Source organism: Thermococcus sp. MV11 (assembly GCF_012027285.1).
Lineage (GTDB): Archaea > Methanobacteriota_B > Thermococci > Thermococcales > Thermococcaceae > Thermococcus > Thermococcus cleftensis.
Genome location: NZ_SNUD01000001.1, coordinates 92,319 through 102,542 on the forward strand (window position 1 = coordinate 92,319; position 10,224 = coordinate 102,542).

Here is a 10,224-nt window from a genome sequence, read left to right on the forward strand (position 1 = left end):
CATGAAGGTCAAACCCCTCGGCGATTCGGCCCTTCTGATTTCCTTTGGGGAAGTCATAAACGAGGGAATAAACGACCGCGTTCACGCCCTCGCTAGGGCGATAGAGAAAGCGGGCTTTGAGTGGCTCGTGGAGGTAGTTCCGGCCTACTCCTCCCTCGCGGTGATCTACGACCCGACCTTGATAGACTTCGAGGGCGTCAAGCGGGCCGTTGAAGGCGTTGAGGCCTCGGCTGAGAGCTTTGAGGGAGAGCTCGTGGAGATTCCGGTCGTTTACGGCGGTGAGTACGGCCCGGACCTGGAGTTCGTGGCGAAGCACAGCGGCCTGAGCGTCGATGACGTCATAGAGATCCACTCCAAACCGGTTTACCGCGTCTACTTCCTCGGCTTTCTGCCGGGTTTCGCCTACCTCGGTGGAATGGACGAGAGGATAGCCGTACCACGCCTGGAGAAGCCCCGCCTGAGGGTTCCCGCTGGCTCAGTCGGGATAGCGGGAAAGCAGACCGGGATTTACCCCCTCGAAAGCCCCGGCGGCTGGCGTCTCATAGGCAGAACCCCGCTGAGGCTCTTCAACCCGGAGAAAGAGCCACCGACGTTATTCAAACCCGGCGACAGGGTCAAGTTTGTGCCGATTGATGAGGGGGAGTTTTTGAGACTCTATCGGGAGGAATGGGGCGATGATTGAGCTCCTCCGCGTTCCCTCCCTTCTGACGGTTCAGGACGGCGGGAGGAAAGGTTACAGAAAGCTCGGCGTTCCTGTATCTGGCTACATGGACGACTTCTCAGCTAGAATAGCCAACTACCTCGTTGGAAACCCCGGAAACTCTCCGCTCCTCGAGTTCCTCCTCGGCGGGCCGACGCTGAAGTTCAACGCCTCGGCGGTCTTTGCGGTTGCAGGAGACGTTGACTTAATGCTCAACGGAGTCCCAATCGAACCCTGGACGAGCCACTGGGCGAAGAGGGGCGACGTCCTTGAAGTTGGAACCCTCAACAATGGCCTCTACGGCTACATCGCATTCGCCGGGGGCGTGAAATGCGAGAAGCTCCTCGGGAGCTGCTCGACCTACGCGAGGGCAGGCCTCGGAAGGCCCTTGAAGGCGGGCGATAGGCTGAACCTCGGCCACGCGATCCTGACGGAGAAAGATGGTAGGTACCTGCCCGAGGAACTGAGGCCTGACTACTCGGCTGAGGAGATAGCAGTTGGCGTCATTCCCGGTCCCGACCTGGATCACTTCACGGAGGAAGGAATTAGGACTTTCCTCAGCGAGACCTACACCGTAACGCCCGAGTCCGATAGAATGGGCTACCGCCTCGACGGAAAGGAGATAGAGCACTCGGGAAAGGGTGCGGGGATAGTGACGGGCCCCCTAGTCCCGGGCACGGTGCAGGTTCCCGCCAGCGGGAGGCCCATCGTCATGATGAAGGACGCGCAGACGACGGGTGGCTACGCGAGGATCGGCGTCGTTATCAGCGCCCACCTGTCCATGCTGGCCCAGATGAGGCCCGGCTTCAGAGTCAGGTTCAGGGAGGTAAACGTTGAGGAGGCCAGAGAAGAGCTGTTGAGGCGGGAGAGAACGCTGAGGGCAATAAGGCTCTTCCTCGAGGGGAATATGAGGGCATACCGGGTTAGGATTGCGGGAGAAGAAATCGTAACGTTTGCAAAAGTGGAAAAAGAAGGTTAATCCTTCTTGCGCATTACCTTGACTACCTTGTAGGTCTTTCCGTCGCACTCGACTTCTCCGGTTACCTCGATTATTTTCACGTGGTCGCCCTCGAAGAGGCCCTCGGGCCTGAAGAGTTCGGCCTTCTCGGGATCGTTGCAGTTCTCGAACCTGAGCCTTATCACCGAGCCCGCCACAGCGAGCCTGGGCTCTATCGCCACCTCTATGCTCGGCTCGACGACTTCGACGACCCTTACTTTCCCCTCGTGGAGCGGACATGAGTGGGAGGGCATACTCCTTACCCTTAGTATCTTGTAACGCCTTCCTTGCTCCAGGTTTCCGACGCAGACCCCGGCCAGTTTGCAGGTTCTGCACGGCTCTGCAGGCCCGTAGAATATGAACTCAACCCCTGGTCTTGCCAGCTTTTCCCCAACTAACGTGATTATCGCCATTCCAAACACCTCCATGAGTGATGATAGTCAGATGACTCCCGTGATTTTAGCGGCCTTTTCAGCCGCTTCTCGCGTGAGGCCGTCCTTCCCGAGGATCGTGTAGCGCTCGGGCCTTATTGTGTGGGCTATGGTGAGTGCCTCAATGATCAGCTCGGGATCGATTCCCAGCTCGTATGCGTTAGTTGGCGCCCCCACCCTCTTTAAGGTTTCCCTAATCCTCTCCCACTTGAGGCCGTGGAGGTAGGCCATTATTATCGTCCCAACGCCCACCTGCTCGCCGTGGAGGGCTGGCTTTGGCGCTATTGCGTCAAGTGCGTGGCTGAAGAGATGCTCCGCCCCGCTGGCAGGTCTCGAAGAGCCCGCTATGCTCATCGCAACGCCGCAGGAGATGAGGCCCTTCACCACCTTCCTCACGCTCTCCTCGTTGCCCAACCTTATTATGTCCGCGTTCTTCATAACCATCTTGGCGCTCATCAGGCTGAGCGAGGCGGCGTACTCGCTGTAATACTCGCCCTTTATCCTGTGTGCCAGCTGCCAGTCCTTCACCGCCGTCAGGTTGCTTATCATGTCGCCCACGCCCGCCGCGAGGTAGCGGTAGGGGGCGGTCTTGATCACCTGGACGTCCGCTATGACAGCCACCGGCGGCACTGCTTTGACCGAGGTTTTGGTTCCGAGGTCTCTGATGGAGGCGTTGGCGCTAGCTATGCCGTCGTGGGAGGCCGTTGTCGGAAAGCTGATGAAGGGAACTCCCGCCTTGAAGGAGGCGAGCTTGGCGACGTCTATTATGCTCCCGCCGCCGACCGCTATGAGCCAGTCAAAGCTCCCGCTTCTGATTTTATTGAGGGCTCGGGTCACCTCCTCCATCGTGGCGCCCTTGACGGTGAGACCCTCCACCTCGTACTCCGCCGAGAGGTTCTCCTCGACCTCCCTTCCCGCTATCTTTTTCGTGTGTTTTCCATAGAGCACGAGCGCTTTTCTCCCCAAACCGAGCCTCTTTGCAACGTTCACGACCTCTCTCTTGAGGTTCTCGCCGAGCAAAACCTCTCGCGGGAGCTGCATCAGGTGCACTTTTCTCACCACCCTTAACCTTAAGGTGGGAAAAGCTTTAAGGCTATCGGAACAACCGTCTATGGTGGTCGAATGGGGCTTTACGAGTTTTTTTACGAGTACTTCGTGCTTCCCATCAAGGAGAATCAAGGCTACAATCCCGTGAACACTATTGCCTACGCGATAATCCTTGGCATAGCAGTACTCCTGCTGTACAGAATGCTCAAGCGAATGGAAATAAAGGTTGACAACCGCTTCTTCAGGGCCCTCATTCCGTACATAATCCTCGGCCCGCTGATGAGGAGCATGACGGACGTGGGAATACTGCCAAGGACCTATTTAACCGTCAGCCCCGGCGGCTACTTCGTCATAGCGGCCTTTGCTATAGCTTCCCTCTTTGCGGTCTGGAAGCACTGCCCCGGCGAGAGGCTCTATCCCCTCTACCGGGACTTCGGCTGGATACTCGTTGGTGGGCTGCTGTTCGTGCTCGTGATAAACCTCGACAACGTGAGCTTCAACCCCGCGGTGTTCAGGTACTTTATCCCCGCGTTACTGGTTTCCGAGGCCTTCATATGGCTTCTCTCAAGGAAGTTCGCCCTCGTCAGTGATAACTCGATCCTCTTCTACACGCACTTCTACGATGCCACGACCACTTTCGTTGGAATCCAGTTCCTCGGCTTCTGGGAGCAGCACGTCCTCGCGAGGTGGCTCATAGACGCCTTTGGGACCGCGGCGGTGATGTACCTCGAGAAGTTCCTTATCCTCCTCCCCGTAGTCTGGATACTCGACCGGGAGATGAAGGAAGAGGATCCCGATTTAATAAACTTTGTGAAGCTCACGATATTCATACTCGGCTTTGGGCCGGGAACGAGAAACCTGCTGATAATGCTCATGGGTGGTTGATATGGAGATTCCATGGAACGAGATTGCCCTCGAAACCGCGAGGGAGGTTGAGAAGGAAGTGATGCCCCTCTTCGGCACCCCCAGGGCGGGGGAGACCATAGGAGAAAACGTCAGCGGAGACGTTACGAAGTACGTTGACAGGGTCGCCGAGGATGTCGTCCTTGCCAGGCTCCAGCCTCTTGGGATCAACATCGTCAGCGAGGAGATAGGCTTCATAGACAACGGGAGCGACTACACGGTCATCGTTGACCCGATAGACGGTTCCTACAACTTCGCCGCGGGGATACCAATATTCGCCTTTAGCTTCGCTGTGTTCAGGAAGAACAGGCCCGTTTACGGCGCGATATACGAGTTCGTTACGAGAACTTTCTACGAGGCCCTTCCGGGAGGGGGCGCCTACATGAATGGAAAACCTATAAAGGTCAGAAAACCCGAGCGAGGGAAGGAGGCGCTGAGCTTCTACACGCGCGGCAGGTGTCTTGGATTAATAAGGAGGGTCAAACGGGTTCGCGTCCTGGGCGCGATAGCCGTGGAGCTGACGTACCTCGCCAAGGGTGCCCTCGACGGCGTCCTGGACATAAGGAACTACGTGAGGACGACGGACATAGCGGCGGGGGTGCTCATAGCCAGGGAAGCCGGAGCCATAGTTGTGGACGAGAGGGGGAAGGAGCTGGAGCTGAGGCTCGACGCGACGACCAAGACGAACGTCATAGCCGTTAACGACCGCTACCTGCTCGATATAATCCTGGAGGAACTGGAAAATGGGCCTTGATGCTTCTTTCCGCCGCTACGGGAAGGCAACCTTCACACTCTTCCTGATAAACGTGGCCGTTTACATAGTCGAGGCAATCCTCAGCGGGAACCCCTTTAGTATAAGCATCGACGTCCTGGCGAGGTTCGGCCAGTGGAACTACGCCGTCCTCAACTACGGCTACTGGTGGCAGCTCGTCACGGCGATGTTCGTCCACGTCGGGATACTCCACATAGCCTTCAACATGTACTTCCTCCTTATGATGGGCAGGCAGCTCGAGGGAATCCTCGGGCCGAAAAGGCTCGTCATGGTCTACTTTGTCTCTGGTCTGGCCGGCAATCTGCTGACGCTCTTCCTGCTTCCGGCCAACTCGGTGAGCGCAGGCGCGAGCGGGGCCCTCTTCGGCATAGTTGGAACGCTGATAATCATAACCGGCGTCGTTGGTGGCAACATGCAGGCGGCCCTGGTGAACGCCTTCGTCCTCTTCCTAATAAACAGCATCATGCCGAGCGTCAACGTCTACGCCCACCTGGGAGGGCTTCTCGTCGGAATGGCGATAGGCTACTACTACGGAAAACGGATAAAGCGCCGCCTGATGGCGCAGATGTATGGCTACTGGTAGCCTTTTCTATGTTTTTGATTCCCGCTGGGAGGGGTTCTGAAACCATACTTGAAACTTGAATCCAAGGAGAAAATTCGTTATTGACGTTCGATGGAGCCGTTTTTAGAGTGAAGCACTCCCCAAGGGCAACTCGAGAATAAACCCGCGTTAAACGGAGACTCTTAGATAAGGCACCTGATCTTTCGCCAGCGCTGAAACTTTTGGAAAGGCTTCACCAAAAGCACGTAGCCCCTCTTAAAAAGGTTCCAATGCGAGGATTTTTACCCCCAGTGCTCGTTTCTAAGAGAGAACACGTTGAGAATAAGCCTCAAAACGGGGTTACTCTCTCCTTGACGCCCTTCGGGCGTCGATTTAAAAGCAAACCCACACCCAAGAAATAAGTCAAAAAGTTCTCAACTCAAACGGCCGATTGGTAGGAAAATCACTTTAAAATTCGGCTTTCCAAAAAGAGCCACGAGCTTTGGTGGAACTTTTGTCTGTCAAAAGTTTCTGTGGTGCCGGGGCGGGGCTTTGAACCCCGGACCTCTCGGTTTCTCAGGCTCCCCCGAGGGGGAGCGGCCCTATGAGCCGAGCGCTCTGACCAGGCTAAGCTACCCCGGCACTGCCCGAGCGCCCGACCTATACCTCCCGCAGGGTCTTTTTAAATCTTTCGCCCCCTGACCAGAACCTCCTTAGGTAGAGCCTCATTCTGGCCAGATCGACGGGCCTCATCGTCTCGACGATCCAGTCGGGCAGGTCCTTTCTTATTCCCCTCCAGAGGACGCGGTAGTCGAGTATTATTATGCTCCCCTTCTCCTCTGCCGAGCGATGCACCCTCCCCGCGGCCTGGACGAGCTTCCGGTGGGCAGGCAAGTAATACCCGTAGTAGCGCCCCTTATCGGGGAACTTCCGCTCGAAGTACCTTACCTGGGCCTGAACCCTCGGGGTCGGCCTCGCGTAGGGGATTCCCACGAGGACTACACCGTTCATCTCGTTCCCGCTGTAATCCTGCCCCTCGCTGTTCCTCCCTCCCATGACTCCCAGCAGAACCGCGCCCTTGCCCTTTGCGTGGGCTTTAAAGCTCGCCACCATCGCGTCGTTCTCCGCCGAGCTGGCCCCCTGCTTTTCGATGAACACGGCTTTTCCGGTCTCCTCAAGCCTGACTTGGAGGTTGGCCGAGAGCAGGCCCTGGAGAACCTCGTAAGATGCCGCGAAAACGCCGACGTTCCTGGGGATAAGCTTTGCCGCTTCGACTATGTAGTCCACCATCTTCCTGTAAACCTGAAGGGAGCGCTCCTCACCGCGCGTTGAGACGTCTTTAGCCACCAAGACCTGAGCGTTCTCCCGCCTTACCATTCTCGGGAACTTCTTCAACCTTGCCCTCTCGATGCCCATCACGTCGCGGAAAGCTTCGAGCGGGGTGAGCGTTCCGGACATGAATATCGCGCTCTGAACTTCCCTCAGGAATCCCAGCGCCTTGGAGGGGTCCAGGGCCACAAGCTCGAGGCTCAGCCCCCGTTCCCTGCTGAGGAGGAAGAGGTAATCTTCCCTGCCTATGAGCGAGAGCCACAGGAGGAGGAACTCTCCAACGCGGCCGATGTAGCTCCTTGGGGGCTTGCCCTTCTCTATCCTGTCCTCCCTTATCGCGTCGCCAACGGCCACCATGTCGTTGAGGGTCTTGACGAGCCACCTCGTGTCCAGGCCTAGCACATCTACGACGTGAGAGAAGACCAGCTCGGGCTGAACCGGTGTCTCCTGGACGTCCCTGCTCGCGAGCTTCTCCTGGAAGAGAATCTCAAGTCCCCTGCCAAAGATGCTGAGGAAGTTGGCTATCTCGTGCTCGTTGTACTCGTCGGCCTCCTTTATTGCCCTGTTCACGGTGTTGATGCTTATCCTGTCGCTAAGGGCGGAGATGGCCTGATCCGGTAGGTTGTGGGCCTCGTCGAAGACCACTATGAGGTCAGAGTAATCGACGTCGAGCGAGCTTATGAAGTTCTCCCTTATCGAAGGACTGAGAAGGTAGAGGTAGCTGGCCACTATCACGTCGGCCTTCTCCGCCATTCTCTTGGTCAGATCGTAGGGGCACAGCTCGAGAGTTTCCGCGTAGCTCAGGATCTCAACTGGGTGGCTCGGCTCGTCGAGGAAGAAGTGCACCAGCTCGTCGAACTCGGCCTTTTTCTTCTTCTCGTTCTCGTAGAACTCGCACTTCCCGAGCTTTTTGAGGTTCTTGCAGACGACCATGGCCGTGTAGGCGTCGCTCGTGAACTGGGTGAGGTAGGTGTGGAGGCACAACTCCTTCCTGCTCCTCAGCTCAACGCCGGAAACCTTGGCCTTCCGGTTTATGACCTTCAGCTCCTCTATAACTCTATCCATCTGCCTGTGGGTTCTCGCGAGGTAGAGAACCTTGTATCCCATCTCCTTCGCTTGGGGCAGTATTCCCGCCAGGACGCTCACGGTCTTTCCGAAGCCAGTGGGGGCTTCGATTATGGCGTTCTCTCCGTTCCTGACGGTTTCAGCTACCAGCTCAATGAACTCGCGCTGGTTGGGCCTCAGGCTCTCGTAGGGAAAGTATTCGAACTGCTCGCTGGTATCACTCATGAGAAAGAGTTTTAACGGGCCGCTTTTAACTTTTCCCCAGGTGAAGGGTAATGGAAGAGAGAACTAGAAGACTCATCGAGTACACGGTCGAGGCGCTCCTGGTAGCCTGGCTGAGCTATCTATTCTTCTACCAGAACTACCTGCTCTATCGCTGGCACCGCGGCTTGCCGCTCCCCTCCAAGTGGCCGTTCTTCCTCGCGGGCGTTCTCGTCGGGGCCCTGCTCTTCTGGTACGAGTGGAACAAGTTCCAGATGGAGGAGAAGAGCGTTGCCCCAGTGGAATCAGAAGAGCACGGGAGTGGGACGAGTGCTCCAGCAGAAGAAAGCGATTTCAGTCCCTGACCTTCATGACGTACTCTCCCCTCGTGTCTATTCCCGCGAAGTCCCGCCCATCGACTTCCAGAATGCTCCTGCCGACCTCTATTATGGAGCTTCCTGAGCTGGACTCGTATTCCACCTTCTCGACTATCCCGTCCTTCACCTTCACCGTGAACCTCTCGCTCCCGTTCTCCCCGGTGAGCGTGAAGCTTTTCATTCCCGTGTTTAGACGGACGTACCTTACCACGTGGGCAAGAAGGGACGGCTCGAAGTTCCTGATTATAAAGTCCCTGGGTGATCCGAAGGCCCTCGCCGCTATGATGCCGTGGCTCTCGGCCATCTTCGCCAAACTGAGCCCCGCCCCTTCGGCGAGGTAGGCCAGCTTCTTGCCCAGCATTCTCTCCCCTGGAACGTCGGCGGAAGCTCTGGCCACAAGTTTTCCTTCAAGGGCGGCGAAGGAGAGTATGAGGAGCCCCCTGCTTCCCTTCATAACGTAGGTGACGTGGGGCTCGTTAAAGGTGAACTCGAGGACGCCCTCGAACTCGAACTTGAACAGAAACTTCCTGACCGAGAGTCGGGCTATGACTTTCTCGCCCATTCTAACGACCTTGGCCTCGTACGGAAACGTTGGAAACACTCCCTCCGGCCTCGAGGCCACTCCTACGAGTGCCTCCCACCCGGCCGAGAAGGGCACCTCTGCCGTCCTTGACTCCATGGGGCACACCCTTGTGCACTCGTCCCCGGAATGTACTCAAGCAGGTTTTTAAATTTGGCGATGGAAAACGATGAAAAACGGAGAAGGGCTCAGAGCTTCAGCCCCTGGATCTCCTCGAGGACCTTGACGGTCAGCTTGACGGCGGCATCGACGTCCCTCTCGTCCACGACCTCGGTGTTGGAGTGTATGTAGCGCGCCGGAATGCTTATTCCGCCGCTCGGGACGCCGGCCTTGTTGAGGTGTATCGCTCCTGCATCTGTTCCTCCGCCGGTGAGAATGTCCCACTGGTAGGGTATCTCGTGCTTCTTGGCAAGCTCTTCCATCCACCTCACTATCGTCGGGTGGCAGATTACCGAGCGGTCCATTATCTTGATCGCGACGCCCTTCCCGAGCTGGGTTATCTGCTTGTGCTCCGGCGTTCCGGGAACGTCGGCCGCTATGGTTACGTCGAGGGCGAAGCCGTAGTCGGGGTCGATGCCGAAGGCTGAAACCTTTGCACCGCGAAGCCCTACCTCCTCCTGAACCGTTGCCACGAAGTAGACATCGGCATCGGTCTTACTCAACTGTCTCGCGGCCTCAACGAGGGTGTAGACCGCTATCCTGTCGTCGTGGGCGATGCTGACTAGGCGGTGCTTGCCGAGTCTCTCAAGCCTTCCGTCCCAGGTGATGACTGTGCCTATCTTAACCCCCATCTCCTCTGCCTCTTCCTTGCTCTCGGCACCGATGTCAATGAAGATCTGCTCCCAGGTCGGGGCCTTGTTCCTCTGCTCCGGCTTCTGAATGTGGGGCGGAACGCTTCCACCGACGCCGTAGACGAACTCGTTCGGCCCAACCCAGACCTTGAAGCGCTGAGCGATGAGCGTCCTAGGGTCCACCCCTCCAACCGGTGCAACGCGGAGGAAGCCGTTCTTCTCGATGTGTGTCACCATGAGGCCAATCTGGTCCATATGCCCGGCGAGCATGACCTTTGGGCCCTTGCCCTCCTTGTGGGCTATGACGTTGCCCAGCTTGTCAACCTTAATCTCATCAACGTAGGGCTTGAAGGCCTCGATGACGACGTCCCTGACGCCAAGAAACTCGTAGCCGGAAACGCCCGGCGCCTCTACAATCCTCTTGAGCAGTTCAAAGTCCACCATCGGCACCACCGTTTAGACAGTCATCATAATGGGCTTTTAAGGGTTT

11 protein-coding genes and 1 tRNA gene are annotated in these 10,224 nt (G+C 57.1%); 6 read left to right on the forward strand and 6 right to left on the reverse strand.

Annotated features, from left to right (window positions below; translation table 11 throughout):
• Nucleotide 1 precedes the first annotated feature (1 nt).
• Nucleotides 2-682 (forward strand): 5-oxoprolinase subunit PxpB, encoded by a 681-nt coding sequence (gene pxpB, locus E3E27_RS00580; RefSeq protein WP_167773085.1) that lies wholly within the window; start codon nucleotides 2-4, stop codon nucleotides 680-682.
• Nucleotides 675-1,679 (forward strand): biotin-dependent carboxyltransferase family protein, encoded by a 1,005-nt coding sequence (locus E3E27_RS00585; protein ID WP_167773086.1) that lies wholly within the window; start codon nucleotides 675-677, stop codon nucleotides 1,677-1,679. Before pxpB ends, E3E27_RS00585 begins: the two co-directional genes overlap by 8 nt.
• Here the strand turns inward: E3E27_RS00585 and E3E27_RS00590 are convergent.
• Together E3E27_RS00590 and E3E27_RS00595 are read right to left on the reverse strand one after the other, a co-directional pair.
• Nucleotides 1,676-2,110, reverse strand: a complete 435-nt coding sequence (locus tag E3E27_RS00590) for a UPF0179 family protein (protein WP_014789472.1) — start codon at nucleotides 2,108-2,110, stop codon at nucleotides 1,676-1,678. The two genes, E3E27_RS00585 and E3E27_RS00590, sit on opposite strands and share 4 nt — an antisense overlap.
• 27 nt (nucleotides 2,111-2,137) lie before the next feature.
• Nucleotides 2,138-3,178, reverse strand: coding sequence for an NAD(P)-dependent glycerol-1-phosphate dehydrogenase (locus E3E27_RS00595; RefSeq protein WP_167773645.1), 1,041 nt, complete (start codon nucleotides 3,176-3,178; stop codon nucleotides 2,138-2,140).
• Nucleotides 3,179-3,250: 72 nt separating this feature from the next.
• Between E3E27_RS00595 and E3E27_RS00600 the strand changes: the two genes are divergently transcribed.
• Genes E3E27_RS00600 through E3E27_RS00610 form a run of 3 tightly spaced genes read left to right on the forward strand, consistent with a single transcriptional unit; the run spans nucleotide 3,251 to nucleotide 5,433 of the window.
• On the forward strand, nucleotides 3,251-4,060 hold the full coding sequence (locus E3E27_RS00600; protein WP_167773087.1) for a DUF63 family protein: 810 nt from the start codon (nucleotides 3,251-3,253) through the stop codon (nucleotides 4,058-4,060).
• 1 nt (nucleotide 4,061) lies between these two features.
• Nucleotides 4,062-4,832 carry a bifunctional fructose-bisphosphatase/inositol-phosphate phosphatase gene (locus tag E3E27_RS00605; protein WP_167773088.1) on the forward strand — a complete coding sequence of 257 codons (771 nt, stop codon included), beginning with the start codon at nucleotides 4,062-4,064 and terminating at the stop codon, nucleotides 4,830-4,832.
• Nucleotides 4,822-5,433, forward strand: a complete 612-nt coding sequence (locus E3E27_RS00610; protein WP_167773089.1) for a rhomboid family intramembrane serine protease — start codon at nucleotides 4,822-4,824, stop codon at nucleotides 5,431-5,433. Before E3E27_RS00605 ends, E3E27_RS00610 begins: the two co-directional genes overlap by 11 nt.
• A gap of 492 nt (nucleotides 5,434-5,925) precedes the next feature.
• Here E3E27_RS00610 and E3E27_RS00615 read toward each other — a convergent pair.
• Nucleotides 5,926-6,033, reverse strand: a tRNA-Met gene (locus tag E3E27_RS00615).
• A gap of 18 nt (nucleotides 6,034-6,051) precedes the next feature.
• On the reverse strand, nucleotides 6,052-8,010 hold the full coding sequence (locus E3E27_RS00620; protein ID WP_167773090.1) for a helicase C-terminal domain-containing protein: 1,959 nt from the start codon (nucleotides 8,008-8,010) through the stop codon (nucleotides 6,052-6,054).
• 50 nt (nucleotides 8,011-8,060) lie between these two features.
• On the opposite strand from E3E27_RS00620, the gene E3E27_RS00625 reads away from it, so the two are divergent.
• On the forward strand, nucleotides 8,061-8,351 hold the full coding sequence (locus E3E27_RS00625) for a membrane protein (RefSeq protein WP_014789478.1): 291 nt from the start codon (nucleotides 8,061-8,063) through the stop codon (nucleotides 8,349-8,351).
• Here E3E27_RS00625 and E3E27_RS00630 read toward each other — a convergent pair.
• The gene (locus tag E3E27_RS00630) at nucleotides 8,341-9,042 is read right to left on the reverse strand and encodes a hypothetical protein (RefSeq protein ID WP_167773091.1); all 702 of its coding nucleotides are present in this window, start codon (nucleotides 9,040-9,042) and stop codon (nucleotides 8,341-8,343) included. The two genes, E3E27_RS00625 and E3E27_RS00630, sit on opposite strands and share 11 nt — an antisense overlap.
• Nucleotides 9,043-9,131: 89 nt before the next feature.
• The gene (locus tag E3E27_RS00635) at nucleotides 9,132-10,178 is read right to left on the reverse strand and encodes a M42 family metallopeptidase (protein ID WP_167773646.1); all 1,047 of its coding nucleotides are present in this window, start codon (nucleotides 10,176-10,178) and stop codon (nucleotides 9,132-9,134) included.
• Nucleotides 10,179-10,224: the final 46 nt, after the last annotated feature.